Origin of the sequence: Enterococcus sp. AZ101 (genome assembly GCF_050499005.1) — a bacterium.
Classification (GTDB): Bacteria; Bacillota; Bacilli; order Lactobacillales; family Enterococcaceae; genus Enterococcus_L; species Enterococcus_L ureilyticus.
Map to the genome: position 1 here is coordinate 303061 of NZ_JBMHEZ010000002.1, position 25520 is coordinate 328580.

Consider the following 25520-nt stretch of genomic DNA (forward strand, 5'->3'; position numbering starts at 1 on the left):
ATGATCGAAGCGCTATATAAAGAGATACTTGCACGTAAGGAACACCCAAAAGAAGGATCGTATACCAATTATTTATTTGAACAAGGATTAGATAAAATTTTGAAAAAGGTTGGTGAAGAGTCGACAGAGGTGATCATTGCCGCTAAAAATGATCAAGCAGAACTAATTGCTGAAACGTCTGATCTCGTTTATCATATGCTTGTTTTGTTAGTTGAAAGAGACATTTCTTTGGAAGAAATCATAGCTGAATTAGCGAAAAGAGAAGGAAAATTAAGTAAAACCAAAGAGCGTAAACAAATTGATGAACTTTAAAAAAGTTAAAAAATAAAGCAGCCTCTCATAAAAAACAATTATGAGACAGGCTGCTTTATTTTTCAGTTGGATCATTCAAAGAATCAACTGCTTCTAGAACATACGTAACATCATCTGCTTCATCATACAATGAAGCGGGGTTACCATTTAGACATTGTACGATGAGATGATACCCATATTCATCTTGGGCTACTAACCGTTTATTCGTTAATTCAACTAGCATATAACTTAATTTTTTGCCATCAACAAACATTTGGAGATCGTTTTCAATCTTCAAGGTATGTTGAATCGCTTTTTGTTTGTTAACGAACCACCAGCTCCCTAAATAACGTTTATATAAATTAGGAATAATTGAATCAGCCTGAGGTTTTTCCTGTTTCTTTTTCAAGAATAATGACCCAGCGATTCCAGTAACAAGTGATGCACCTAAAAATAATGACCAATGTTTTTTCATACTATCATTCTCCTCCAAAATAATCATAGCACGAAATTAAAAAACAGACTATTCGAAAATCCCTTCCTATAAAAAAACTTAATGAAGTTGGTATTTTGATTTATCCAACTCATTTTTTCGACTAAATTTTTTGCTCAACGCATGGAGTGTCAAAACAAAAGTTTGACGATGCTTTTTCATTCAAAATATGGTATTGTTTTCAAGAAAGGGTGTTACAATGATTACATATCCAAACGTGTATTTAGCACATTTTATTGATAGACCAAATCGTTTTATTGCAAAGTGTCGTCTGCGTGAAAGCGGTAAAATGGTAACGGTTCACGTAAAAAACACTGGTCGTTGTAAAGAACTATTTTATCCAGAGGTGGAAGTTGCGTTGTCGTACCAGCCTTCACCAAAGAGAAAAACAGATTATGATTTGATTGCGGTCAAAAAAAAGGATGCTTGGTTCAATATCGATAGTCAAGTTCCTAATGCGTTAGCAGCTCAAGCATTAGTGGATGGTACAATCGTTTTACCTGATTTAAAAGGAAAGATCGTCACAGTCAAAAGAGAAAAAAAATTTGCACAGTCTCAATTTGATATATTGGTAGAAACAGATACAGGACATCAAGCCTTTGTTGAAGTCAAAGGAATGACCTTAGAAAATAACAAGTTAGGTGCATTTCCTGATGCCCCAACCTTACGTGGTTTAAAACATGTGACTGAACTGATTGAAGCCATCAAAGAGGGCTATCAAAGCTATGTCTTATTTGTGATTCAGTTTGAAAACGTTGAAGCGGCTACGATCCATACCAACATGCAGCCAGCCTTAGCAGCAATGATTTTGTCGGGGCAAAAACAAGGTCTAAGTGTCATTGCTTACAATTGTCGTGTCACACCTGATACAATAGCAATAGAACATCCAGTACCATTTGATGTCACAAAAATGTTTGAAGATCCAAATTCAGAAAGGTGAGGGTAAATATGATTCACTTAGGTATTATTGGAACAAACTGGATTAGCCATCAATTTGTCAAGGCAGCATTGGAGACCAATCGCTATGATTTAACTGCTGTTTATTCACGCAAGCTGGAAACGGCTCAAAAATTTGGTGAAGAATATGGTGATGTTGAATACGCTACAAATTTAGCGACATTTTTTGGGATTTCTCATATGGATACAGTGTATATTGCTTCTCCTAATTCATTACATTTTGAACAAGCAAAACAAGCACTTCTTGCAAAAAAAAATATTATTGTTGAAAAACCAGCCTTCTCAACTCCTGAAGAGATGGCAGAAATTATTGAATTAGCAAACCAACAACAAGTTTTCTTTTTTGAAGCAGCACGAAATATTCATGAGAAAAGCTTTAAAAAAATCGGCGAACTATTACCTTTAAAAAATCAAATTACAGGTGCAAATTTCACCTATATGAAATACTCCTCACGTTATGATCAAGTGCTTGACGGACAAGAACCAAATATTTTTTCTCCCCATTTTTCTGGAGGAGCTATGGCTGATTTAGGTGTTTACTTGGTCTATGCCGCTGTTGGTTGGTTTGGGTTGCCAAATGAAAGTCATTATTTTGCAAGAAAAATTCAAACTGGTGTTGATGGGATCGGGACAGCGATTTTAAGATATGATTTATTTGATGTGACACTTCAAACTGGAAAAAATGCAGATTCATTTTTAGATTCCGAAATATATTTTGAAGGCGGCACATTGATTTTGGATAGTGTGAACGCAATTTCCAAAGCTGAATTTCATGATCGAAATCACCAGGAACGTGATATCATTGCGTTAACGACCGAAGAAAATCCGATGATCGAAGAAGCCCATGACTTTGCAGATGTACTAGAAAATCCTGATGATCCAACGATAGGTGTACGTTATGAAGAGTGGGTGGAATTGTCACGTAATGTGAATAAAGTTGTTACAACATTAAGGAAAAGTGCCGGTATTGTGTTTGATGCCGACAAAGATTAAGTAGTTTTAATGAGGAAAGGACTATTATGACAATTATTAAAAATTTACCAGAAGCGTGGCAAACCCATTGGCAAGCTTCTGGTTTTAGCGAGCCATCAATGATTCAAGAGAAAAGCTTCCAACCTTTAAAAGAAAAAGAAAATGTGCTAGGTATTTCACCAACAGGCTCAGGTAAAACATTAGCGTATGTATTGCCGTTACTTTTAAATGTAGAAAAAGGTCAAGGCAGTCAATTATTGATTTTAGCGCCTTCACAAGAATTGGCGGTACAAATTAGTCAAGTTGTTCGTGATTGGGCAATGTTACTTCATTTAAAAACACAAACGCTGATTGGCGGGGCAAATGTAGGCCGTCAAATCGAGAAATTGAAGAAGAAACCTGAAATTTTAATCGGGACACCTGGGCGAGTATTAGAGTTGATCAAGACCAAAAAAATTAAAAGTCACTTGTTACACACAATTGTGATGGACGAAGTGGATCAGCTTTTCCATGAAAAAGAATTAAATTTAACGAAACAAATTTTAACGAGTGCACCAACAGAATTTCAATTAGTCTTTTATTCAGCGACAGCAGATCGAGTGGCCGAAGAAGCGCAAAAATTAGCAGATCAGCTGACCGTGATCGATGTAACAGCAGAAGATCAATCCAGTGGAGTTGTAAATCATCATTTTATAGCCTTATCACCGCGGAAAAAAAGTGACTATTTAAGAAGTTTAGCGTATACGCCGGATTTTCGTGCAATGGTCTTTTTCAATCAAGTGGCTGATCTAGGCTCTGTGGAAGAAAAATTACTTTACGAAGGACTAGCGGTGGCTGGATTAGCTTCGGATCAGAACAAAACTTTACGTAAATTAGCGATCGATCAATTTTCTAAAAAACGGGCAGTAATGCTTTTGACAACGGATATTGCGGCTAGAGGCTTAGATTTTAATGCGATTCCCTTTGTTGTCAATGCTGAAGTCCCTTTATCAGAAGAAAGCTATATCCATCGAGCTGGACGTGTTGGCCGAATGGGTGCTGCAGGTTCTGTCATCACCTTTGTCAACGATGCAACGAAAAGAGATTATCAACGTTTGATGAAAAAAATCGAGCTCCCTTACCAAGAAGTCTTTCTGTACGATGGAGCCATCCATTCAACACGAAAAGAAAAAAGTATTACTGAAGACAAAGGTGCAATAACTGCGACTCCTAAGAAAGATGCACCAACAAAAAAAGACACTAGTGGGCAGACAGCAAAGCCTAAAAAGCGTCCAAAAAACAATAAAAATAAAGGTGCTAGACGCAAATCGTCAATAATAGAGAATAAGTAAGAACGTCATGATTTGAGGAGGCTATCCATGAAATCGAGAAAAGACGAGATTTTAGCAGTTTTAGAACTAAAAAAACAAGGGATGACAGCAGCTGATGTTGCCAACGAGATGGCAATCGATCGAAGCAATGCCAGTCGTTATCTAAGTGAGCTATTTAAAGAACAGAAAATAATTAAAAGTGACGGACGTCCAGTTGTCTATTCCGTTGTAACGGAAGAAGAAAAGGTTCATGTAGACAATTCTAGCGAGGTCACCTTTGATAACTTAGTCGGAGCACAAGATTCTTTAAAGGTCAGTATCCAACAGGCAAAAGCGGCGATTTTATATCCACCGCGTGGCTTACATACAATTATTTTTGGGGAGACTGGAACCGGTAAATCGCTTTTTGCAGAATGTATGTATCATTTTGCTGTTGATTCTAAAACATTGGCATCAGACGCACCGTTTGTTTCATTTAATTGTGCTGACTATGCTCAGAATCCACAGTTACTGTTTGGCCATATTTTTGGTGTGAAAAAAGGAGCCTATACTGGGGCAAATGAAGACAGTCCTGGTTTGATGTCAAAAGCAGATGGCGGGATTCTGTTCCTAGATGAAATCCATCGTTTACCACCAGAAGGACAAGAAATGCTCTTTACCTTTATTGATAAAGGAATCTATCGTCCACTTGGTGAAAGTGGTCAAACCTATGAAGCATCAGTCCAAATCATTGGGGCAACAACAGAATCTTCAGAAAGCTTTTTGACGACGTTTAACCGCAGAATTCCAATGGCGATCACGTTACCGTCCTTAGATGCTCGCTCGCTGGATGAGCGCTATGACATTATCTCGTTGTTTATCAAACAAGAAGCCAACCGTTTAAATCAGCGGATCGATATTAAACGAGAAGCCATTTTGGCTTTTATGCTTTATGAAGCAGAAGGGAATATCGGTCAAGTCAAGCGAGATTTGAAACTGGTTTGTGCCAAGTCATTCCTGCATTATCGTACGCATAATGAGTCTAGTTTAGTCATCCGAAAACGAGATTTACCTTTGCAAGTGCAAAAAGGATTACTAAAAATCAAAGAAGTATCGGATCGTTTAGATCGCTTTGTTGATAGCAAAAGTAATTATTTAAGCTTTGAGCCGGGGACAAATGAAGTGGTCTGGTCACAAGATCCAGCTCGTGATATGCAAGTGTACAATGAAATTGAAGAAAAAGTTGCAACCTTATCAGCAAACGAACTAGAGAATGTGAATTTAGAACAGCTGATTTCTAGTGACATGGATGCTTATTTTCAAACCTATGTAGACGAATTGACACAAAATCCTGTGCATAAAGAATTATTACCAGAACCGATTTGGAAATTGACAGACCGCCTATATGATATTGCAGAAAAAAGATTAGAACGTATGTATAATGAAAAAGCTCGCTTTGCGTTTGCCCTACATCTACAAAGTACCATTGATCGAGTGAGAGAAGGGCATGTGATCGTTCATCCTAATTTGAATAATGTCCGTAAGAAAATGAAAAAAGAATTTCAAGTAGCAATGGACTTGTCTGCCATTATCGAAGAAGAGAACAATATTGAAATCCCATTCGACGAAATTGGGTTTATCAGTATGTTTTTATCGATCAATGTGGGAAACAAAGAAAAAGTTCACGAAAATAATGTAGGTGTAGTTGTTTTGATGCATGGGGATTCAACAGCTTCCAGTATGTTAAAAACCGCGCAAGAATTACTTGGCACGGAAACCGGTGCAGCGATGAATATGCCGCTTACAATGGAAGTTCAAACCATGTATGAACAATTAAAAAGTTTTGTCTTGAGTCATCGCGAGAAATTGGTGAATGGGATGTTGCTTTTGACAGATATGGGTTCATTGAACTCATTTGGAAATCTAATTTTTGAAGAAACGGGTATTCGGACAAAAGCGATTACTATGACTAGTACGATGATCGTTTTAGAAGCGATCCGGATGGCTAGTGTTGGACGAAGCTTAGAAGATATCTACCAAAATATTCAAATGTCCTTTGAAAGTATTATCCGAGAACAGTTTAGAACCAGTCCTCAAAATCGAGAAGAAGTCAAAAAAGCTGTTGTTGTGACTTGTTTTACTGGGGAAGGCGTTGCCGCTAAACTGTATCAGCGAATTTTACCTGTGATTGATGAAAACAAAGTCGAAATTATCCAAATGCAATTTTTAGAACGTGAAGCGTTTAAAAAGCATATCGACAGTTTAATGGAAGAATATGAAATCAAAGCCATTGCGGGAACAGTAGATGTTGAGTATCAGAATATTCCCTTCTTCTCTGCATACGATATCTTTGATGATGAAAAATTGAACGTACTAAAACGTATTGCAGGCGATGAAGTGCCGACAGAAAAAATCGTGAAATCATTAAGTGGAACGATTACAGCAGTTGATTCTTTACAAAAATTGATTATTACATTACAAAAAACAGTACATCAGATTCAAACGGACATGCATATTATTGTCGAACCTGGGGTAGACGCAGGGATCGTGATTCATCTAGCTTTCTTAATCGATGGGATTTTAAAAAGAGAAAAATCAAACGAATTCGATAATCTGACGGAGTTTATGAAGAAAAACCGTTTAGAATCAGATGTAATCAGAACTAATTTGATGGCAATTGAAAAAACATATCGCTTATCCTTTACAGAATCGGATATTGCCCACCTAACGCAACTATTTTTAGAAAATAGGATCGAAGTAGCAACTGAGTATAAAAAAATATAGTAGTGTGTACACGTGAATCAGTGTGTAGCTAATGGAAAATAGTGTGTACACAATATGTATAGACCAAAACCCTTGTTACAATCGGATTTGGTCTATACGTATCTTTGGCACACTTCTTGCTTTATATAAAAGTGTAAGTACAAAAAAATTAGAAGGAGTGGTAATAATGGCTAAAAAAACAATTATGTTAGTATGTTCAGCAGGGATGAGTACAAGTCTATTAGTAACAAAAATGCAAAAGGCAGCAGAAGATCGTGGAATGGAAACAGACATTTTTGCAGTATCTGCATCAGATGCTGATAACAACTTAGAAGCAAAAGATGTAAACGTATTACTTTTAGGTCCGCAAGTTCGTTTCATGAAAGCGCAATTTGAACAAAAACTAGCACCTAAAGGTATTCCGTTTGATGTAATTAATATGTCAGACTATGGCATGATGAATGGTGAGAAAGTCCTTGATCAAGCAATTGCTTTAATGGACAAATAAAAAAATAAAAAATGAACGGAGTTACAAAACGTGGAAGATCAACAAAATTTAGAAGCAGTAATGGGATTGATTATGTATGGTGGGAATGCTAAAAGCGATGCAATGGAAGCGATTGCGGCTGCGAAAGCAGGAGATTTTGAATTAGCAGATCAAAAAATCGTTGATGCAGAGGAATCTTTAGTCCAAGCACATCATTCTCAAACAGGAATGCTAACACAAGAAGCGCAAGGAAATCATATCCAAGTGACTTTATTGACTGTTCACAGTCAAGATCATTTAATGACATCGATCGCTTTTACAGATCTAGCAAAAGAGATCATTGATTTATATCGCCGTATGGACAACGAGTAAGCTATGTTATTTTCTTTTTTGAACGGAAGAAAATAGAGGTTAAAGTTTTTGAACGGAGCTTTAACAACTACATTGTTTTAAGGAGTATCTTTGCTCTTTAAATATATATTATTTATAGGAGGAATTAAAAAATGGATGGATTAACAGCCTGGATGGAGAAATACATTCTACCTGTGGCCGGCAAAATTGGTGCACAAAAGCACTTAGTCGCACTACGTGATGCTTTTATTGGGACAATGCCGGCAACAATGGCAGGTTCGATCGCCGTAATGATCAACGCGATAATTCGTGACTTGCCCCAACAATTTTTCTCTGATTACGCAACAAACCTTGCCGCAGACAAGGGAATCTTTGCAGTTATTAATGTTATTATTGGCATCAATGGATTTGTTTGGAACGGAACTTTGGCAATTGCTGGTTTGATTTTTGCTTTTTCTTGGGGTTATAATCTAGCAAGAGCGTACAAAGTAAACGACTTAGCTGGTGGTATCGTTGGTTTGGCAACATTGATTCAAGGAATTGCTTTTTCTTATTCTAATACTTTAGAGACAGCTGTTCCAAAAGAATTAATGAACACAATCAATGCTGGCTCTGCAGATTCTGGTTGGTCAGCTACAGCTGAAGGCTTAACAGCAGGCGGTTGGGGTTGGTTAAAACTAGATCACCTAAATGGTAATGCATATTTCACTGTCATGATCATGGGTGCAATTTCTGTTATTATTTTCTGTAAATTAATGTTGGCGAATATTACGATCAAAATGCCTGATTCAGTTCCGCCAGCAGTATCAAAAGCATTTGCTGCGATCTTGCCTGCAACGATCGCGTTATATGTTATCGCAATTATTAACTTTGTAGTAGGTAAATTAACAAATGGACAATTGATCATCGATCTGGTCCAAAAATATATTGCAGAACCATTCTTGGGCTTATCTCAAGGGTTAGGTGCGGTATTAATTGTAACAATTTTTGTTCAAATTTTCTGGTTCTTCGGAATTCATGGTCCAAACGTATTGGCACCAGTTTTAGAAGGAATCTGGGGACAAGCACAATTGATCAATATCGATATTTTCCAAAAAGGCTACAAAGGCTTGACTGGTACACCAGCTGTCTTGAAAGCTATTGATGAAGGCAAAGCGTACATGTGGGTTCGTGGTTCATTTGACGCCTTTGCGTGGTTTGGTGGTTCAGGTGGTACGATCGTCTTGATCATTGCTATCTTGTTATTCTCTAAACGTGCTGATTACCTAACTGTTGGTAAATTATCATTAGGACCTGGTATCTTCAACATCAACGAACCAATCATGTTTGGTTTACCGATCGTATTAAATGCTATCATGTTTGTACCATTCTTAGTAGCACCAGTTGTTGCAACAACAATTGGTTGGTTGGCAACATACTTCGGCTTAGTAGCGCCAGTATCTCAACAAGTAACATGGGTTGTTCCGCCAATCTTGCTATCATTCTTAGCAACAGGAGCAGACTGGAGAGCACCAATCGTAACAATTGTATGTATGGTTGTAACATTCTTGATCTGGACACCGTTCGTTATTGCGGCTAACAGAATGGAACCAACTGATTTCGAATAAACTAAAATTAAATAGCGGATTGCTTTCACTTTTAACAAGGTGAGAGCAACTGCTTCATTATTTAAGGAGAGATTAAAATGATCACAATCGCAAGTGCAATGCAACAAGAAGAAATCAAGAACTTATTAGAAAGCTATGAGGGTGGAGATTTTACATACACTTTTAAAGAAAAAAAAGGCATCAAATTAGCATTTGACGTAACAGGGGACAAAGAAGAAGCAGCTAAAAAAGCAAAAGAATTAATCAAAGCACAACCTTGGGGCGGTGTCTTGTTCTTCCAAGCAGCTGCAGTTTAAAAAGATTGGATGGATGTAAAATGGTAAGAAATGGTTTATTTGTCTGCAGTATTGGCTTAATTATAATTTTATATGCGCTTAATCCTGCATCAATGAAATATGATTTGTTAAGTATGACGACAGGTATTTTCTTAGTAGTTGTTGGAGGCTACTTTTTCTTCAAAGGAAGAAAGAAAGAAGAACAAAATAAGAAAAAGAACAACGAGGTGAAAAGATAATGGAAATTATCAAGAAAATGAATATTCCTGCATCTGTTTTTTATGACCAAGTCATGGATTCTGTTTTGTTTGATATACGAAAGCATACGGGCAAAAGTTTAACCAGAAAACAACTCAACAACTTTGAATATGTTAAGGAATTTTCGAAAAATAGTCGAGCGCGTATCAAAGTAGAAAAACTTGTTGAAAATACGTCTTACCATTTTCGAACATCTACCACAAAAAATGATTTCTTGGTTCAATATGATATCAAACCACTAGATGAAAAATCGTGTGAAATTCGGTATAATGAAAAAATGGAATCGTATGGATTTTTACAAAAAATGAATGATGCTGTACTTGGTACGATACTTATGTTTTTTAAAAAACGCCAGTTTACTAAAATGTTAAAAATGATGGAAGAGTCATATTGATAAGAGTGTCATAATGAAGTGAGACCCAATAGTTAGACCATAACCCGACCGAAGAAATTTGGTCGGGTTTTTATGCGGTCATCCGTTTGCGATATTGAACGGGACTGCAGCCGAGCCTTGTTTTGATTCGGTGATGATTATAGTAATTAATCCACTCTTTAATTGCCCTCTTCAACCTTTTAAAGCTTGTATAAATCACACCATAATAAATTTCTTGCTTTAATAGACCAAAGAAGCTTTCCATCGGTGAATTGTCAAGACAATTCCCTTTTCGGGACATGCTCTGGAATATTTTTTTCTCCGCTAAAGGCTTTCTATAACCATTCATCTGGTAAGCCCAGCCTTGGTCAGAATGGAAAGTCCGACGATAGGGGCAGTCCGCGGTTTGTTCTATGGCTTCTTTTTGAGCATCAAGAACGGCCTTTGCATTTGGTTTTTCTGATATTCGATAGGACAGAATTTCCCCGTTAAACAGATCTAGGAATGGGTCTAAATACAGCTTCTTGATGACAGGTTTTCCGTTCGTATCTTGTTCATAATACTTAAATTCAGAAGTATCAGTTGTAATCTTTTGATGAGGAACCGAGGTAACAAATCGTCTGTGAATCCGATTCTTTGCCACTCGTCCAACAGTCCCTTTGTAGGAATTGTACTTACGTGATTTGCGTGTAAACTTTACGCTCTTCAGCCCAAGCTTACGCATGATTCGACGGATTTTCTTTTGATTTACCTTTACTCCCTGTTCGTTCAGGGCGATTTGAATCCGACGATACCCATAGTTCCCATCGTTTTCTTCGAAGATTTCTTGAATGGTTTCCTCTAGCTTGGCATCTGGATTCCCACGATTCAATCGCTTTTGCCAATACATGTATGTCGCTTTAGGAAATTTTGTCGCTTCAAGAAGAATCGTTAATCGGAACTCCTTTCGGAGTTCGTGGATGATTCGTGCATCTCGTTCTTGAGTCGATCTGGGATATTCATCCCTAAAGCTCGGAGCTTTTTTACGAAGGCCAGTTCTGCACGAAGCAGTTCATTTTCTCGTTCCAGTTCTTGTTCACGCGTTAACGGCCTTTTTGGTATTTGTTTCTTCTTTTTCTTAGTCATTGAAGGCCTTCCTTTCAGTTTCGGTAAGAGACCTTCAATGCCTTCACGCAGAAATAGTTGGTGCCAATGTTGGAGTAGATTTCCAGATGGCAATCCATATTTCAATGCGACATTAAGGTAAGAGTCACCGCTAGTCAAATAATAGTGTATGACATCTTGCTTGAATTGGGAAGAATAAGTTTGTTTATTTTTACGTCGGTTTAAGGCATTAAAGTCCAATTTTTCTACAATCTTTACCCATTTTCTTACTGTTGAATCCGCTGGAATACCGTATCGGCGAGCTAGAGCCACATACCCACCTTCTCCCCTCTGATACGCTTCAACTACTGATTTTTTAAAGTCATAATCATATTTAGCCACTATAAAAAGCCCCCTAAGTTAGATTTTCTGGTCTAACTTAGGGGGCTCACTTCATAAAGGCACTCTTTTTTTTACGTTCTTTTACACACAAATTGCACTGTGTATATTGTGTGTAAAAGCAGAGTGTAAAGAAAGCGCTTTATGATACAAAGGTTTTGGTCTAGATCAATTTGGCATGATTTTTGCTTATTATAAGAATGTAAGATTATATTGATACAACATTTTTGTGTTGTAAATGCGTTTATGAACTGGTCTGGATGAATCTGTTTTAAAAAGTGAAAGCTTTTTGAATAAATAAATTTTGGGAGGAAAAAAAATGAATGGATTAACAGCTTGGATGGAAAGATACATTTTACCTGTAGCTGCGAAAATTGGGTCACAGAAACATTTAGTTGCACTCAGAGATGCGTTTATCGGTATGATGCCGGTTACGATGGCGGGAGCCATTGCTGTCTTGTTAAATGCATTTATGCGTGATTTCCCTAACACGTATATTGGGGAAGGGAATGCTATTACTAGTTTCTTTGAACCAGTGATTGCAATCAATGGTTTAGTTTGGACCGGAACCTTAGCGATCATGGCCGTTGTTTTTGCTGCATCTTTGGGCTATAACATTGCAAGAGCTTATGATGTCGATGCTTTATCAGGTATGTTGGTCTCATTAGCTGCATTTTTTATTGGGTTGCCACAAAGTGCAACAGCGACTGTTACTTTGGCCGAAAAATTGCCAAAGAATATTGCCCAACTTTTCACGGATGCAGGTGCTACTGTTAACACAGTTGATGGTGTTTCAGCAGTAGATGCAGGTGCTTGGGGGTATTTCCCATTTAGTCAATACATGGGTGGAACAGGTTTATTTACCGCAATGATTTTTGGTTTTATTTCTGTTATTATCTTTGCTAAATTGATCAAGAAAAATATTGTCATCAAAATGCCTGATTCAGTACCTCCAGCAGTTTCAAAAGCGTTTGCTGCTATTATTCCAGGTGTGGTCGCTTTATATGTTTCAGGATTGATTTATCATGTGTTTGAAAAATTAACAGGTAAACTATTGATTGACTGGATCTCAGAATCGATTCAGACGCCTTTACTTGGTTTGTCTCAGGGCTACGGGGCAGTTGTTTTGATTGTGTTGCTCGTACATGTGTTATGGTTCTTCGGCTTACATGGCACCAACATTATGTCCCCCGTTTTACAATCAATTTATGGTGTGGCAATGGTTGATAATACGAATGCTTACCAACAAGGACAAGAAATCCCTTATAAATGGGTTGCTGGTTCCTTTGAGGCTTTTGTGTGGCCAGGTGGAGCAGGTGTTACACTCGTTTTGATTATTTCAATCTTACTGTTCTCTAAACGTGCGGATTACAAAACAGTCGGTAAACTCGGCTTAGGGCCAGGAATCTTCAATATCAATGAACCAGTAATGTTTGGTATGCCGGTTGTATTGAATCCAATTATGCTGATTCCATTCATTGTTGCACCATTAGCAACCGCTACAATCGCTTACTTTGCGACAATGGCTGGTTTAGTAAATCCTGTAGTTGTGAATGTGATTTGGGTTATGCCGACGATCATTAGTGGCTTCTTAGCAACGGCTGGTGATTGGCGTGCAATTGTCTTAACCCTTGTAAATCTGGCTGTCGCATTGGTAATCTGGGCGCCATTTGTGATTGCAGCCAATAAAATGGATCCAACTCTAGGTGAGCCAGAAGAATAAGCGAAACAGCTATTGTGATGGTTTAATGTAAATGAATATGAATGAACGATACTGGGATAACGACGTTAGTGGTCGTGTCCCAGTTATTTTTATAGGTTGCAGCGTTAGCTTTTTTCTGGACATCGTTTTTCATTGGGGTACAATGAAAAATAAAGAGTTACTTTTAGTTAGGGTGGTCACAGTGGAAAAAGAAGTCTGTCTTATGAGTGAAGAAAAAATTGATGGGATGTTTGATTTAGCTGCATATGCCTTTAATGCCGCTAGAACTGAAGAACGCAAAGAGCGTTTTAAGAGTATAGTTAGACATTCTTTGAATTATGGGTATTTTTCAGAGGATGTCTTAACCAGTCAAGTGATTTGTACGCCATTTAAAGTAGCATTTCATGGAATAAGTTATCAAATGGCTGGAATCGGTTGTGTATCTTCTTATCCTGAATATCGTGGACAAGGTGGTATTTCAACGATTATGAAACAGATGTTAACAGAATTAGCTGAAACTAAGGTGGAACTTGCTTACTTAGCCCCATTTTCTTATCCTTTTTATCGGAAATATGGTTTTGAGCAAGTCTTTGAACAAATTAGTTATACAGTTAAAGCCCAAGATTGGCCAAATGTGAAGGCCATGTCTGGTAAGATAAAACGAGTTACTTATGAAGAAGCTAAAAGTGTTTGTCAGCACATTTACTCTGACTTACCAAACAATCAAAGAGGGGCTGTGATTCGGGATGCTTGGTGGTTTAATTATACATTTGGTCTAGATGATAAGAATCAATTTGCACTCTATGAAGATGAATTGGGAAATCCACAGGGATACTTGATTTATCAATCGAGTGCAGAACGCTTTGTGATTAAAGAATGGGGCTATTTAACGAAGTCAGCCTTTCAATCTCTCGTTCGATTCATTGGTTCGCATAATGGTTCGTCAAGAGAATTTCATTTAGAAATAGGGTTTGACGGCACGAATTTAAGCTATCTAATGTCCTCTCCATTGGTAGAAATGAACATCACGTCTTTTATGATGGGAAGAATTGTTGATCTAGAAGGTTTTCTTGGTAAATATCCTTTTGTAAAAGGGAATGAAGAAACTTATATTCTTAAAGTTGAAGATGAGTACGGTCAGTGGAATGAAGGGATATGGGAATTGTGCGTAACCAAAAGTGGTCAGAGTTCTATAAGAAAACTTGAACAAATTCCTGAATCATTGAGAGAAGATGAAATGATTGTAAGCACAATCCAAATCTTGACGCAGCTTTTCATGGGCTATCGTACGGGGAGTGAATTAAGGTTTTATGGAAAGCTTGGTGGAAATGAAGAATTGATCCAGTCATTAGACCAGCGTTTAGTGAAAGGTAAGCCGATTTTAGCTGATTATTTCTAAAAAATAGGCGAAGTGAGTTCGTTATTTAAACACTCACTTCGCCTATTTGGATTTATGGTTTCCTTTTATTATCTTGCGTCTTTTCTTTTGAAGGGGAGTCATGGTACTCTTCTAAGGCTTCTTTAAAAATGTCTTCTTTTTCCTGCTTATATTGATCTTGACGCTCGGCAAAAATCTTTTCTTTTGTCTTATCAGTCATACATGTTACCTCCATCTCTTTTTTTGTTGATTGCAAGTGGTACAGTTCTATCCTAACATCTATAAAAATACTAAGCGAGTTTTTTGTTTAGGAGCAAATGATTGGTACAAGTTAGTGAAAGTCCTTATAATATAAATATAGAGGCACAAAATTGTCAATTAATGAAAGGCCGTGAAAAGTATGAGTAAAACAAAAGAAGAAAAAGTTGCAAGAAATGGTAAGATCGGCAAAACTTTAGCTGTAGTCATCGGAGGGCTTTACTTCGTTAAAATGCTGAAGGGCAAAAAAGAAAGTAAAAAATAAAGGAGAAGAGGGATTCTGATTTTAAGTCAGGATTCCTCTTTCTTTATTTTTCATTGACAGTGACTATAAAGACTTTTAAAATAGAGAAAGAATGTTCTCGTAGCTCAGTAGGATAGAGCGATCGCCTCCTAAGCGATAGGTCGCTGGTTCGATTCCAGTCGGGAACGTAATAAATCCCTACGAAATTAACATTTCGTAGGGATTTAGTTTGTACCATTATCTCTTATGCCCAATCCCCATTACGGAAAATGGGCACCCGTGTACCATCTTCTCTAATTCCATCAATGTCCATTTGATCTGAGCCAACCATAAAGTCAACATGAGTTTGACTGCGATTTAGACCAGCCTCTGTTAGTTCTTCTTCACTCATTTCTGTTCCACCTTGCAAATTAAAGGCATACGCTGAGCCAAAAGCCAAATGATTTGAGGCATTTTCGTCGAATAAAGTATTATAGAAAATAATACCCGATTGAGAAATCGGAGATGGGTCTGGAACTAAGGCAACTTCACCTAAATGTCTTGCCCCTTCATCTGTTTCTAGTAATTTTTCCAGTACCTCTTCACCTTGTTCAGCAGAAAAATCAATAACTTTTCCATCTTTAAAGGTGAACTTCATTCCAGAAATAGTGGTTCCTGCATAACTTAGGGGTTTAGTACTTGAAACAACACCGTCAACATGACGTCTATCTGGTGCGGTAAAGACTTCTTCTGTTGGCATATTGGCCATGAACTTTTCACCACGTACGTTATCGCTGCCGGCACCTTCCCATAAATGATTTTTAGGTAAGCCTATGACTAAGTCGGTCCCAGGAGCAGTATAGTGCAGTGCTTTAAATTGCTCTTTGTTTAACTCTTCAGCTTTTGTGGCAAGCTTATTGTCGTGGGCTTTCCAAGCTGCAACTGGATCGGATTCATAAATACGAGTAGTTTTAAAAATCTCATTCCAAAGAGCATCAACCTGTTGTTCACTATTTTCCAAATCAGGAAACACTTTTTCAGCCCATTGTTTTCCAGCAGCTGCAACGACTGTCCAGCTAACTTTATTGGCCTGTGTTGCTTTTCTTAAGTTGACCAATGCTTTTCCAGTAGCTGATTGAAAAGTAGCGACGCGATTTGCATCAACTCCAGCTAAAGCATCAGGATCGGCTGAGACAACACTGATACGGCTAGCCCCTTTAGCAACCCAATCATCAGTTTGGTCTATTTTATATTGAGGAACAGTTTCTATAAATTTTTCGTCTGCATGTAATAAGAATTCACGTTGAATACTATCATCATTCCACTGGACAATTACCTCGCCTGCCCCTAATTTATAGGCTTCTTCTGTAATTAATCGGGCTAAAGGCGCCTGATCAACACTAATTTGTAAAACGATACTTTGTCCTTTTTGAACGTTGACACCAGTTTCGACAATAAGTCGAGCGTATTTTTTTAAAATCTCATCAAAATTCGGTAATGTCATAGAATAACCTCCTAGATTTTCATTCATATAATCGTCCATATCATAACACGTACAGAGTACGAACTCAAACAATCGAGAAGGCTACAGTCATTATTTAATTAGTAAAAAAGACGCTCGAAAGTCCAGTCTAATCAAATAAATAAAATAATATAAATTGAAGGACTAGTATTTTGCAGATTAAACAAATCGTGTTACAATAACTATAGTATTTATATGGAAGCGTTCTAAAGGATAGGCAGAGGGGATTGGAAGATTATGGCAAGAAAAAAAACGATTACTAAAGATCAGATTTTAAATGCTGCATACGAAGTAGTGGCCACTGAAGGCTTTTCGAAATTCACCGCACGGAACATTGCAACCAAAATGAAATGCTCAACACAACCAATTTACTTAGAATTTAAAAATATGGATGATTTAAAAGAAGAGCTATTTGAAAAGATTCATCAATATTTAGCAAAAGAAGTATTTCCTGTGACTCATACTGGAAATACAATTGTGGACTTAGCCTTGAATTATATTCACTTTGCTAAAAATGAAAGCAAATTATATCGTTCGTTGTATTTAGAAGAATATGGCGGCGGAAAAAGAATGCAGGAATTTTCCTATAGTTACTTTTCGAATGCAGTCAAGCAAGATCCTGTGTATAAGAAATTAAGTGATACACAAATCAATTCACTTCATATGGGCACATGGATCGTTGCAACAGGCATCGCAGCCTTGATGACTTCTGGCATCATTCGTCCAAGTGATCAACAAATTGAACAGTTAATGAAAGAAGCGATCGATCAGATTTTACAGCGGGAAGAGCCAATCGATATCGATATTTAAACCTAATTGAAAGAGGAGGCAGGAGTAAAACCCATTAAGTTTTATTCCTGCCTCCATTTGTTCGATTTTTATTTTACTGCTTCTGATAACTTTTTAGCAAAGGCTTCAAGATTTTGAATATCTTCCTCTTCAGCTGCTAGATCGACTTTTACACTTTCTGCGCCTTTTACAGCCCCAATTTTTGTGAAAACAGCATCAAAATCATCTACTGATTTACAAAAATCATCGTAAAACGTATCGCCAGAACCGCAGACACCATATGTTTTTCCAGATAAATCGATTTCTTGTAACTCTTCATAGAAATCGACGATTTCATCTGGTAATTCGCCATCACCATAAGTATAGGTTGCGACAACACAAATATCTGTATCTTCAAAGTCCTCAGGATCAACTTGAGTACACTCGTTGATTTCAACTTCAATATCTAAATTTTCAAAGGCTTCAGCGACGATATCTGCGATTTCTTCTGTATTTCCAGTCATGCTTGCATAAACGATTTTAGCTAAGGTCATTGGATTTCCTCCTTCAAATAATACCACTTTGATTATATCAGAAGAACAAAGGACATGTAAATTACAAAATGATTCTTAGAGGAGAAGAATCGGCTTATATAGCACCGTTTATGGAAGGCGAGAGGAGGGAATTTGAAAGTAAACGATTTTTAACAACTACTTTTCAGTGAAATTTTCATAAAATATGATAAAATACTCTTAGATAAAGATTATCTAGCTACGTGGGCTAGTCACTAAGCGCTGCCCCAATCGTATCAATTCCTAAGAGCTAAAACTCTATGGATTGAAGGTTTCGGGAAAAAGATAAAAATAGTTGTGGTAAGGAGCACCAGATTTATTTTTTTTATTTTCCAGTCAAGGCGGACCAAGCTCTTTCAGCTTTTAAATTTAGGAGGACGATAGTAAATGATTACACTAAAATCACCAAGAGAAATTGAAATGATGGATGAATCTGGAGAATTATTGGCAGATGTACACCGTCATTTACGTACGTTTATAAAACCAGGAGTGACGAGTTGGGATATTGAAGTATTTGTTAGAGACTTTATTGAAAGCCATGGTGGAATTGCAGCACAAATTGGGTTTGAAGATTACAAATATGCAACATGTTGCAGTATCAATGATGAAATTTGTCATGGCTTTCCTCGGAAAAAACCGTTAAAAGACGGCGATTTGATCAAAGTTGACATGTGTATCGATCTAAAAGGAGCAGTTTCAGATTCTTGCTGGGCTTATGTAGTGGGCAACTCTACGCCAGAATTAGATCATTTGATGGCAGTCACTAAAAAAGCTCTCTATTTAGGGATTGAGCAAGCAAAAGTCGGTAATCGCATTGGAGATATTGGACACGCGATTCAAACATACGTAGAAAGTGAAGATCTATCTGTAGTAAGAGACTTTGTAGGCCATGGCATTGGACCGACCATTCATGAAAGCCCGGTTATTCCTCATTATGGCGAGGCTGGTAAAGGGTTACGCTTGAAAGAAGGAATGGTCATTACGATCGAGCCTATGATCAACACAGGAACTTGGCGTATGAAAATGGATCCAAATGGTTGGACAGCATATACTTTAGATGGTGGCATAAGTTGTCAATTTGAACATACACTAGCTATAACAAAAGATGGTCCTAAAATTTTAACTTCTCAAGGAGAAGAAGGAACATACTAATCGATTAGAGGAGAATTTTATGAAACTGGTGGACAAAGTAAAAAAAAATGAAAACCTTATGCGTTTTATTGAAACAACACAGCATCGCATGGTTGATTCAGAGATTGGCAATACGTCGGTCGTGGTAGCTTATTATTTACTTTTGTCCCTGTTTCCTCTATTGATTGCGGTGGGGAATTTGCTGCCGTACTTACATATCGATCCAAACGAAGTCTTGCCTTACATTGCAGAAGCAATCCCTAAGGCCATTTTCGATGACTTAAAACCAGCAATTCAATCTTTGCTTACACAACGTTCGGGCGGATTGCTGTCAATCTCTGCGTTGGCGGCTTTATGGAGTGCTAGTCAAAGTATCAATGCATTGCAGACGGCAATGAATAAAGCTTTTGGTGTTGAACAACGTAAAAACTTTATTATTGTTCGTATTATGTCTTTACTTGTGCTTCTCTTGTTTATGATTGCAATCGTTGGTGTTGTGGGTGTTTTAGGTTTAGGTAAAACGATTTTAGATTTGCTGCAACCAATACTGCATTTTTCAACTGATTTTATTGATACCTTCCAAGCGTTGAAGTGGCCGATTACGTCATTGGTTTTACTTGTCATTATGTGTCTGATTTATCGAGTTGTTCCTAATGCGAAGCTGAGTTTTCGTTCGATTATTCCAGGTGCTGTTTTTGCAACGGTCGGTTGGATGTTGCTTTCACAAGCTTTTGGGATATATATCAAATATTTCAGCTCAAAAATCGCCAGCTATCAAATCATTGGAAGTTTCATTATCCTGATGTTATGGCTGAATTTTGCAGCAACAATCATTATTTTGGGCGGTATTATCAATGCAGTAGTCAAAGAGTATCTATCAAACGAAAAAATTCAACACCGCTATGGCTTGATCAATCGTCTAGTAGATAAGATTAAAGAAAAATCAAAGAAATAGACTGAATCTGCTTGATTCAACAAAAGAATAAGAGATTAGACTTTCTTCTTCAGCGGAAACACCTGTTCCAACTTGTAAATGTTGAATGATTCGGTATAATATACGATGTACATTAAGAAAGTAGGGTCATCATGTCGATGTTTATTTATGAAATTGTGATTCGTCTATTTCTGACGTTTATCTTATCGTTGATTGTAACGCCAATAGTAAAGCTGTTGGCTTTTAGAATAGGGGCATATGATGCGCCAAGTGAAAGAAGGATAAATACAAAAAATATGCCGACAGCTGGAGGCTTGAGTATTTATTTTGTTTTTTCGTTTTCTTGTTTAGTATTATTTCAGTCGATCATTCCCATAGATTATATATGGCCGATTCTTTTGGGCGCAGGAATAGTAGTGGCGACAGGCTTGATCGATGACATTTATGAGTTATCTCCAAAGAAAAAAACAGTGGGTATCTTACTAGGTGCCTTAGTTATCTACTTTGTAGCAGAGATTCGAATCGATTTTGTGAGCTTACCTTTTTTCGGTCAAATCGACTTACGTTGGTTTAGCTTACCACTAACGTTATTTTGGATACTAGCAATCACTAATGCGATCAATTTGATCGATGGACTAGATGGCTTAGCATCAGGTGTTTCCATTATCAGTTTAACAACAATTGGTGTAATTGGTTATTTTTTCCTCCATGCGAAAACGGTTTTTATTCCAATTGTAATTTTTGTTTTAGTCGCTAGTATTGCAGGATTTTTTCCTTATAATTTTTATCCTGCTAAGGTGTTTCTAGGTGATACTGGGGCTTTGTTTTTAGGCTTTATGATTGCGGTCATGTCATTGCAGGGATTGAAAAATGCTACGTTTATTACAGTGATTACACCTATGATCATTTTAGGTGTACCGATCACAGATACCGTCTATGCAATTATTCGACGCTTAATGAACAAACGACCGATCTCTTCAGCGGATAAAATGCATTTACACCATCGTTTGCTGTCACTAGGTTTTACCCATAAGGGAGCAGTGATGACGATCTATGGCTTAGCGTTAGTTTTTTCGTTTGTAGCATTGCTGTTTAGCTATGCAAGTAATGTCGGTTCGATTCTGTTGATTGTCTTTAGTGCTATTGGCTTAGAATTGTTTATTGAAATGATTGGATTAGTTGGTGAAAATCATCAACCATTGATGTATATTTTGCGAGTATTTGGAAATCGTGAATTTCGTCAACAGCAGATGGAAAAACGATTGGGCAAACATTCTAAGAAAAAGTAAATAATCGATGCGTTTCTTTTTAGATTTGTTAAGCTCTGTTATAATTTGTAGACTGAGTAAAGGTGAGAGCGGGACAAAACATAATAAGTTTTGCTCCGCTCTCATGGGTTCAATGATTCATGAAAACTGTACAGCGTGTTTTAGTCGTCTAACAAGTGTGCTAAAGCTATAGCTAAATAGTTTAAAATTGAATGATTTACCTGATTTTATCGTAAACGAGGGGCAAAAATATGAATGATAGCATAACGATTTCCATTGTTACACACAATAGCCGTCATATTTTTGATGTGCTTGATAATTTAAAAAATGAATTAGGCTTCAAATCAAAATATGACATACATATATTTGACAATGGGTCAGAGCAAAGTTATTTAAATAAATTAGAGCGCTATGGTTCGTTTATTACACTGCATGCTTGTAAAGAAAATAAAGGCTTTGGCTATGGACATAATCAGGTTTTACAAGAGGTAGAAACTAGTTATGGCGTTATTTTTAATCCAGATGTTTTGATTACCAAAGATACTTTAGACAAGATGATGCAACGGATAAAAAAAGAAGAGCAATTGGCCGCTGTTTGCCCTAAGGTACTAAATTCAGATGGAACAACCCAGTATTTAGTCCGACAAAAATTAGATGTGTTTGATTATATGCTTCGTTTTATTCCGTTTCAATCTGTTAAGAAACTATTTAATAAACGCTTGAGTTACTATGAATGCCGCGATTTGCCAGAGGATAAAACTTCTTATATCAAAATGGGATCAGGTTGTTTAATGGTCGTTGATGTCGATAAATTCAAGCAAATTGGTGGTTTTGATGAGCGATTCTTTATGTATTTTGAAGACAACGATCTTTGTATGAGTTTTGGAAAAGCAGGATATAAAATTTTGTATACACCTTTTGAAACGGTGATTCATTTATACGAAAAAGGGGCACACAAAAATAAAAAGTTATTTAAAATTTTCTTACAATCAATGGTCAAATACTTTAATAAATGGGGCTGGAGGTTTTTCTAGTGGAGAACAAATTAGTCATTACAATGGTTCTATATCGAACAGAATTCTCACAAACCCCCAGTTATGAAATTATCAAAAAAGCGATTAAGAAGAATAAGTCTGTTTATTTATTCGTTTACGATAATAGTGAAAAAATACAAGACAATAAATTTTTTCATAGAGAAAATGTCCTGTATATCCACGATAAAACAAATCCAGGCTTAGCTGAGGCATACAATAAAGGAAGTCTGTATCTTAAAAAGATTCAAGGCGATTTATTGCTGTTACTGGATCAAGATACCCTCTTAGATGATACTTATATTGAGACATTATTGAATTTAAAAGTAAATCAAGCTATTGGCGCCTATGTTCCAATTATTCATTCTCATGGGAGACAGATATCACCGGTATTTTCCGATCAATATATCGGACGTGACTCTAAGTTACCAAAAGTCGGTGTCTATTCAGAACCTATCATGGGGATCAACTCAGGGACGGCTATTTCAAAAGAGATGCTCGACAAGATTGCGCCATTTAACACAGCTTTTCCTTTGGATTTTTTAGATCATTGGCTTTTTTGGGAAATACGCAACTTAAATAAAAAAATCAGCGTTTTAGACCATCAACTGATGCATGACTTATCTGTGTTAAATTATGAAACGGTCAGTAGCCAAAGGTATGAATCAATTATTCGTGCAGAAACGCTGTTCTATCAAAAATACGATCAAGATAAATTTTATACTCACAGAAGGCATTTGTTTTTGAGAGCAGTCAAGCAATTTTTATTTGTTAAAAATCGTAACATTTGGCGCCGAACATTCTTAGAATATCGAACATTAATGAAAGGAAAGTAAATGATCTCAGTTTGTATTGCTACATACAATGGTGAAAAATATTTAGAAGAACAACTTGTAAGTATTTTGCCTCAAATAGGACCTTCTGATGAGCTGATAATATCTGACGATGGATCTGTAGATGAAACGTTGAATATCATTAAAAACTATCAGGAGCAAGATCAGCGGATCAAGTTTTTTAAAGGTCCTGGAAAAGGCGTAATTGCTAATTTTGAGTTTGCAATTAAACAAAGTCAAGGAGAGTTTATTTTTTTAGCAGACCAAGATGACGTTTGGTTACCAGAAAAGGTTCAAATAATAATAGCTTTCTTCCAAAAGCATCCAAAAATAGATTTGGTAATTAGTGATTTAGTGATCGTAAATGAGAGTCTTGATGTAATAGAAGCCTCTTATTTTGATTATCGTAATGTAAAACTTGGGTTTATTCATAATATCGTTAAGAATAAGTACATTGGAGCTGGTATGGCGTTTCGTGGGACCTTAAAAAAGGAAATACTACCCATTCCTAATAATGTGCCGATGCATGACATGTGGATTGGTCTAATTGCTGCATCAAAAAACAAAAGTGCGATGATTCCACAAAAACTTACTCTTTATCGCAGACATGCTAGTAATGCAAGTGAAATTGATACAGGCGCAAGTCGCTGTCAGCAATTAAAATGGCGAATGGCACTCATTATCGCTCTTATAGGGAGAAAAATACTGAAAGTAAAATGAGAGTTATTTTACAGTTTTGTAAAATAACCTCAAAAAGCATGACAAGTCTCTATGATAATGCGATAATGTTTAGTGGCGTAAGCAATTAAACGAAATAAATAAATTAAAGGAGTTTTTCCATGAAAGGAATAATTTTAGCTGGCGGAAGTGGAACAAGACTATACCCATTAACAAAGGCAACCTCAAAACAATTAATGCCGATTTATGACAAACCAATGATTTATTACCCAATGTCAACCTTGATGTTGGCTGGAATCAATGAAATTTTGATTATCTCAACTCCTGATGATACTCCGCGTTTTGAAAGCCTGTTTGGTGATGGGAAAGATCTTGGAATCCATATTGAATATGCAGTACAAGAAAGCCCAGATGGACTAGCGCAAGCGTTTATTATTGGTGAAGAATTTATTGGTGACGATAGTGTTTGTCTTGTTCTAGGCGATAACATTTACTACGGTGGCGGTCTATCTAATATGCTGCAGCGTGCTGCCTCAAAAGAAAATGGCGCTACTGTTTTTGGCTATCACGTAAATGATCCAGAACGATTTGGTGTTGTTGAATTTGACAATAATATGCAAGCTCTTTCTATAGAGGAAAAACCAGAGAAACCAAAATCAAATTATGCCGTAACAGGTCTGTATTTTTATGATAATGAGGTAATCGAGATTGCCAAAAACATAAAACCATCTGATCGTGGTGAACTAGAAATCACAGACGTCAATAAAGTTTATTTGGAAAAAAATAATCTATCTGTTGAATTAATGGGTCGTGGTTTTGCTTGGTTAGATACTGGCACCCATGAGTCTCTTTTAGAAGCATCAACATTTATTGAAACAATTGAAAAGCGCCAAAATTTAAAGGTAGCTTGTTTAGAAGAAATTGCTTATCGAATGAAGTACATCACGAAAGAACAGTTAGTTGAATTGGCCCAACCTCTGAAAAAAAATGGTTACGGACAATACTTATTACGATTAGCAGAAACAGAGTAGGGGCGAATAGATAATGAAAATTATGGATACTAAGCTGAAAGATGTAAAAATAATCGAAATGGACGTTTTTGGAGACCATCGTGGTTTTTTCACTGAAAGCTATTCTAAAGAAAAGTTTGCTGAACAAGGATTAGATTTCGATTTTGTCCAAGACAATCACTCGTTATCCAGTGAAGCCGGTGTACTACGTGGGTTGCACTTTCAAAAAGGTAAAGCCGCTCAAACCAAATTGATTCGTGTAGTTACTGGTGCGGTGCTAGACGTCATCGTTGATATCCGAAAAGGAAGCCCAACTTATGGACAATGGGAAGGGTATATTCTATCAGAACATAATCATCGTCAATTATTAGTTCCTAAAGGCTATGCACATGGCTTTGTTACTTTGACGCCAGATGTTAACTTTATGTATAAGTGTGATAATTATTATAATGCAGCGGCTGACGGTGGGATTGCCTTTGATGATCCTGATTTAGCAATTGAATGGCCGATTGCTATTGAAAAAGCAATCACATCTGAAAAAGACAAGAAGCATCCAACCTTAAAAGAATTTGAATCAGAAAATCCGTTTATTTACGGTGAAATATAAAAGACTA

General features: G+C 36.9%; 28 protein-coding genes and 1 tRNA gene. 24 read left to right on the forward strand and 5 right to left on the reverse strand.

What is annotated here, in order from left to right:
- Positions 1 to 312 (forward strand): phosphoribosyl-ATP diphosphatase, encoded by a 312-nt coding sequence (gene hisE, locus IGJ50_RS10790; RefSeq protein WP_207121679.1) that lies wholly within the window; start codon positions 1 to 3, stop codon positions 310 to 312.
- A 55-nt stretch (positions 313 to 367) separates the two neighbouring features.
- Here the strand turns inward: hisE and IGJ50_RS10795 are convergent, their stop codons facing one another.
- Complete coding sequence (locus IGJ50_RS10795) at positions 368 to 766, reverse strand: DUF4828 domain-containing protein (protein ID WP_429950335.1); 399 nt, start codon at positions 764 to 766, stop codon at positions 368 to 370.
- Positions 767 to 986: 220 nt separating this feature from the next.
- Between IGJ50_RS10795 and sfsA the strand changes: the two genes are divergently transcribed.
- The 10 genes from sfsA to IGJ50_RS10845 all read left to right on the forward strand — a co-directional run bounded on the left by sfsA (position 987) and on the right by IGJ50_RS10845 (position 10137).
- A complete protein-coding gene (gene sfsA / locus IGJ50_RS10800; protein WP_429950971.1) occupies positions 987 to 1724 on the forward strand; it encodes a DNA/RNA nuclease SfsA in 738 nt (245 codons plus the stop codon).
- An 8-nt stretch (positions 1725 to 1732) separates the two neighbouring features.
- Positions 1733 to 2734 carry a Gfo/Idh/MocA family protein gene (locus tag IGJ50_RS10805; protein WP_429950337.1) on the forward strand — a complete coding sequence of 334 codons (1002 nt, stop codon included), beginning with the start codon at positions 1733 to 1735 and terminating at the stop codon, positions 2732 to 2734.
- Positions 2735 to 2760: 26 nt separating this feature from the next.
- The gene (locus tag IGJ50_RS10810) at positions 2761 to 4044 is read left to right on the forward strand and encodes a DEAD/DEAH box helicase (RefSeq protein ID WP_207121681.1); all 1284 of its coding nucleotides are present in this window, start codon (positions 2761 to 2763) and stop codon (positions 4042 to 4044) included.
- A 27-nt stretch (positions 4045 to 4071) separates the two neighbouring features.
- Entirely contained in the window at positions 4072 to 6786 is a 2715-nt protein-coding gene (locus tag IGJ50_RS10815) for a sigma 54-interacting transcriptional regulator (RefSeq protein ID WP_069640491.1), read from the forward strand.
- Between the two features lie 166 nt (positions 6787 to 6952).
- Positions 6953 to 7273, forward strand: coding sequence for a PTS sugar transporter subunit IIB (locus IGJ50_RS10820; RefSeq protein ID WP_069640492.1), 321 nt, complete (start codon positions 6953 to 6955; stop codon positions 7271 to 7273).
- A 30-nt stretch (positions 7274 to 7303) separates the two neighbouring features.
- Positions 7304 to 7624, forward strand: coding sequence for a PTS lactose/cellobiose transporter subunit IIA (locus IGJ50_RS10825; RefSeq protein ID WP_069640493.1), 321 nt, complete (start codon positions 7304 to 7306; stop codon positions 7622 to 7624).
- Positions 7625 to 7776: 152 nt separating this feature from the next.
- Complete coding sequence (locus IGJ50_RS10830; RefSeq protein ID WP_422851604.1) at positions 7777 to 9210, forward strand: PTS sugar transporter subunit IIC; 1434 nt, start codon at positions 7777 to 7779, stop codon at positions 9208 to 9210.
- A 77-nt stretch (positions 9211 to 9287) separates the two neighbouring features.
- The gene (locus tag IGJ50_RS10835; RefSeq protein ID WP_069640495.1) at positions 9288 to 9506 is read left to right on the forward strand and encodes a hypothetical protein; all 219 of its coding nucleotides are present in this window, start codon (positions 9288 to 9290) and stop codon (positions 9504 to 9506) included.
- Between the two features lie 20 nt (positions 9507 to 9526).
- Positions 9527 to 9724 carry a DUF3188 domain-containing protein gene (locus IGJ50_RS10840; protein WP_207121683.1) on the forward strand — a complete coding sequence of 66 codons (198 nt, stop codon included), beginning with the start codon at positions 9527 to 9529 and terminating at the stop codon, positions 9722 to 9724.
- Positions 9724 to 10137 carry a DUF3284 domain-containing protein gene (locus IGJ50_RS10845; RefSeq protein ID WP_069640497.1) on the forward strand — a complete coding sequence of 138 codons (414 nt, stop codon included), beginning with the start codon at positions 9724 to 9726 and terminating at the stop codon, positions 10135 to 10137. Before IGJ50_RS10840 ends, IGJ50_RS10845 begins: the two co-directional genes overlap by 1 nt.
- A 70-nt stretch (positions 10138 to 10207) precedes the next feature.
- On the opposite strand, the gene IGJ50_RS10850 is transcribed toward IGJ50_RS10845, so the two are convergent.
- Positions 10208 to 11601 (reverse strand): IS3 family transposase gene (locus IGJ50_RS10850; protein ID WP_429949949.1). Its coding sequence is split into 2 segments (ribosomal slippage): positions 10208 to 11061 and positions 11061 to 11601, totalling 1395 coding nucleotides; the frame shifts between segments, so codons are not numbered across the junction.
- A gap of 316 nt (positions 11602 to 11917) precedes the next feature.
- Here IGJ50_RS10850 and IGJ50_RS10855 point away from each other — a divergent pair.
- Both IGJ50_RS10855 and IGJ50_RS10860 read left to right on the forward strand, forming a co-directional pair.
- Entirely contained in the window at positions 11918 to 13321 is a 1404-nt protein-coding gene (locus IGJ50_RS10855; RefSeq protein WP_069640498.1) for a PTS sugar transporter subunit IIC, read from the forward strand.
- A gap of 202 nt (positions 13322 to 13523) precedes the next feature.
- Positions 13524 to 14699 carry a GNAT family N-acetyltransferase gene (locus IGJ50_RS10860; RefSeq protein WP_429950972.1) on the forward strand — a complete coding sequence of 392 codons (1176 nt, stop codon included), beginning with the start codon at positions 13524 to 13526 and terminating at the stop codon, positions 14697 to 14699.
- Positions 14700 to 14751: 52 nt separating this feature from the next.
- Here IGJ50_RS10860 and IGJ50_RS10865 read toward each other — a convergent pair whose 3' ends face one another.
- The gene (locus IGJ50_RS10865) at positions 14752 to 14898 is read right to left on the reverse strand and encodes a hypothetical protein (RefSeq protein ID WP_429950341.1); all 147 of its coding nucleotides are present in this window, start codon (positions 14896 to 14898) and stop codon (positions 14752 to 14754) included.
- Between the two features lie 180 nt (positions 14899 to 15078).
- Between IGJ50_RS10865 and IGJ50_RS10870 the strand changes: the two genes are divergently transcribed.
- Both IGJ50_RS10870 and IGJ50_RS10875 read left to right on the forward strand, forming a co-directional pair.
- Positions 15079 to 15201, forward strand: coding sequence for a hypothetical protein (locus IGJ50_RS10870; protein WP_275579434.1), 123 nt, complete (start codon positions 15079 to 15081; stop codon positions 15199 to 15201).
- Between the two features lie 93 nt (positions 15202 to 15294).
- A tRNA-Arg gene (locus IGJ50_RS10875) sits at positions 15295 to 15368 on the forward strand.
- Between the two features lie 56 nt (positions 15369 to 15424).
- Here the strand turns inward: IGJ50_RS10875 and IGJ50_RS10880 are convergent.
- A complete protein-coding gene (locus IGJ50_RS10880) occupies positions 15425 to 16663 on the reverse strand; it encodes an aminopeptidase (protein ID WP_429950343.1) in 1239 nt (412 codons plus the stop codon).
- A gap of 255 nt (positions 16664 to 16918) precedes the next feature.
- On the opposite strand from IGJ50_RS10880, the gene IGJ50_RS10885 reads away from it, so the two are divergent.
- On the forward strand, positions 16919 to 17491 hold the full coding sequence (locus IGJ50_RS10885) for a TetR/AcrR family transcriptional regulator (protein WP_069640501.1): 573 nt from the start codon (positions 16919 to 16921) through the stop codon (positions 17489 to 17491).
- Positions 17492 to 17559: 68 nt separating this feature from the next.
- On the opposite strand, the gene IGJ50_RS10890 is transcribed toward IGJ50_RS10885, so the two are convergent.
- A complete protein-coding gene (locus IGJ50_RS10890) occupies positions 17560 to 18003 on the reverse strand; it encodes a flavodoxin (RefSeq protein WP_429950345.1) in 444 nt (147 codons plus the stop codon).
- Positions 18004 to 18408: 405 nt separating this feature from the next.
- Between IGJ50_RS10890 and map the strand changes: the two genes are divergently transcribed.
- The 8 genes from map to rfbC all read left to right on the forward strand — a co-directional run bounded on the left by map (position 18409) and on the right by rfbC (position 25513).
- On the forward strand, positions 18409 to 19173 hold the full coding sequence (map, locus tag IGJ50_RS10895) for a type I methionyl aminopeptidase (RefSeq protein ID WP_429950347.1): 765 nt from the start codon (positions 18409 to 18411) through the stop codon (positions 19171 to 19173).
- A gap of 19 nt (positions 19174 to 19192) precedes the next feature.
- Positions 19193 to 20107, forward strand: a complete 915-nt coding sequence (locus IGJ50_RS10900) for a YihY/virulence factor BrkB family protein (RefSeq protein ID WP_429950349.1) — start codon at positions 19193 to 19195, stop codon at positions 20105 to 20107.
- Between the two features lie 131 nt (positions 20108 to 20238).
- Positions 20239 to 21375, forward strand: a complete 1137-nt coding sequence (locus IGJ50_RS10905) for a glycosyltransferase family 4 protein (RefSeq protein WP_429950351.1) — start codon at positions 20239 to 20241, stop codon at positions 21373 to 21375.
- 230 nt (positions 21376 to 21605) lie between these two features.
- Positions 21606 to 22388 (forward strand): glycosyltransferase family 2 protein, encoded by a 783-nt coding sequence (locus IGJ50_RS10910; protein ID WP_429950353.1) that lies wholly within the window; start codon positions 21606 to 21608, stop codon positions 22386 to 22388.
- Positions 22388 to 23221 (forward strand): glycosyltransferase, encoded by an 834-nt coding sequence (locus tag IGJ50_RS10915; RefSeq protein WP_429950355.1) that lies wholly within the window; start codon positions 22388 to 22390, stop codon positions 23219 to 23221. Before IGJ50_RS10910 ends, IGJ50_RS10915 begins: the two co-directional genes overlap by 1 nt.
- Entirely contained in the window at positions 23222 to 23938 is a 717-nt protein-coding gene (locus IGJ50_RS10920; RefSeq protein ID WP_429950357.1) for a glycosyltransferase family 2 protein, read from the forward strand.
- Between the two features lie 119 nt (positions 23939 to 24057).
- A complete protein-coding gene (gene rfbA, locus IGJ50_RS10925) occupies positions 24058 to 24927 on the forward strand; it encodes a glucose-1-phosphate thymidylyltransferase RfbA (RefSeq protein ID WP_069640509.1) in 870 nt (289 codons plus the stop codon).
- Positions 24928 to 24940: 13 nt separating this feature from the next.
- Positions 24941 to 25513: a dTDP-4-dehydrorhamnose 3,5-epimerase gene (gene rfbC, locus IGJ50_RS10930; protein WP_429950359.1), complete on the forward strand. Its 573-nt coding sequence runs from the start codon at positions 24941 to 24943 to the stop codon at positions 25511 to 25513.
- Positions 25514 to 25520 lie beyond the last annotated feature (7 nt).

Bases quoted from the DNA above. Each gene is read 5' to 3' on its own strand.
- IGJ50_RS10870 (WP_275579434.1), top strand. From the start codon at position 15,079: ATGAGTAAAACAAAAGAAGAAAAAGTTGCAAGAAATGGTAAGATCGGC.
- IGJ50_RS10910 (WP_429950353.1), top strand. From the start codon at position 21,606: ATGAATGATAGCATAACGATTTCCATTGTTACACACAATAGCCGTCAT.
- IGJ50_RS10815 (WP_069640491.1), top strand. From the start codon at position 4,072: ATGAAATCGAGAAAAGACGAGATTTTAGCAGTTTTAGAACTAAAAAAA.
- IGJ50_RS10805 (WP_429950337.1), top strand. From the start codon at position 1,733: ATGATTCACTTAGGTATTATTGGAACAAACTGGATTAGCCATCAATTT.
- IGJ50_RS10830 (WP_422851604.1), top strand. From the start codon at position 7,777: ATGGAGAAATACATTCTACCTGTGGCCGGCAAAATTGGTGCACAAAAG.
- hisE (WP_207121679.1), top strand. From the start codon at position 1: ATGATCGAAGCGCTATATAAAGAGATACTTGCACGTAAGGAACACCCA.
- IGJ50_RS10855 (WP_069640498.1), top strand. From the start codon at position 11,918: ATGAATGGATTAACAGCTTGGATGGAAAGATACATTTTACCTGTAGCT.
- IGJ50_RS10795 (WP_429950335.1), bottom strand. From the start codon at position 766: ATGAAAAAACATTGGTCATTATTTTTAGGTGCATCACTTGTTACTGGA.
- IGJ50_RS10840 (WP_207121683.1), top strand. From the start codon at position 9,527: ATGGTAAGAAATGGTTTATTTGTCTGCAGTATTGGCTTAATTATAATT.
- IGJ50_RS10920 (WP_429950357.1), top strand. From the start codon at position 23,222: ATGATCTCAGTTTGTATTGCTACATACAATGGTGAAAAATATTTAGAA.
- IGJ50_RS10860 (WP_429950972.1), top strand. From the start codon at position 13,524: ATGAGTGAAGAAAAAATTGATGGGATGTTTGATTTAGCTGCATATGCC.
- IGJ50_RS10865 (WP_429950341.1), bottom strand. From the start codon at position 14,898: ATGACTGATAAGACAAAAGAAAAGATTTTTGCCGAGCGTCAAGATCAA.
- IGJ50_RS10835 (WP_069640495.1), top strand. From the start codon at position 9,288: ATGATCACAATCGCAAGTGCAATGCAACAAGAAGAAATCAAGAACTTA.
- IGJ50_RS10810 (WP_207121681.1), top strand. From the start codon at position 2,761: ATGACAATTATTAAAAATTTACCAGAAGCGTGGCAAACCCATTGGCAA.
- IGJ50_RS10880 (WP_429950343.1), bottom strand. From the start codon at position 16,663: ATGACATTACCGAATTTTGATGAGATTTTAAAAAAATACGCTCGACTT.
- IGJ50_RS10885 (WP_069640501.1), top strand. From the start codon at position 16,919: ATGGCAAGAAAAAAAACGATTACTAAAGATCAGATTTTAAATGCTGCA.
- rfbA (WP_069640509.1), top strand. From the start codon at position 24,058: ATGAAAGGAATAATTTTAGCTGGCGGAAGTGGAACAAGACTATACCCA.
- map (WP_429950347.1), top strand. From the start codon at position 18,409: ATGATTACACTAAAATCACCAAGAGAAATTGAAATGATGGATGAATCT.
- IGJ50_RS10905 (WP_429950351.1), top strand. From the start codon at position 20,239: ATGTCGATGTTTATTTATGAAATTGTGATTCGTCTATTTCTGACGTTT.
- IGJ50_RS10845 (WP_069640497.1), top strand. From the start codon at position 9,724: ATGGAAATTATCAAGAAAATGAATATTCCTGCATCTGTTTTTTATGAC.
- IGJ50_RS10900 (WP_429950349.1), top strand. From the start codon at position 19,193: ATGAAACTGGTGGACAAAGTAAAAAAAAATGAAAACCTTATGCGTTTT.
- rfbC (WP_429950359.1), top strand. From the start codon at position 24,941: ATGAAAATTATGGATACTAAGCTGAAAGATGTAAAAATAATCGAAATG.
- IGJ50_RS10890 (WP_429950345.1), bottom strand. From the start codon at position 18,003: ATGACCTTAGCTAAAATCGTTTATGCAAGCATGACTGGAAATACAGAA.
- IGJ50_RS10820 (WP_069640492.1), top strand. From the start codon at position 6,953: ATGGCTAAAAAAACAATTATGTTAGTATGTTCAGCAGGGATGAGTACA.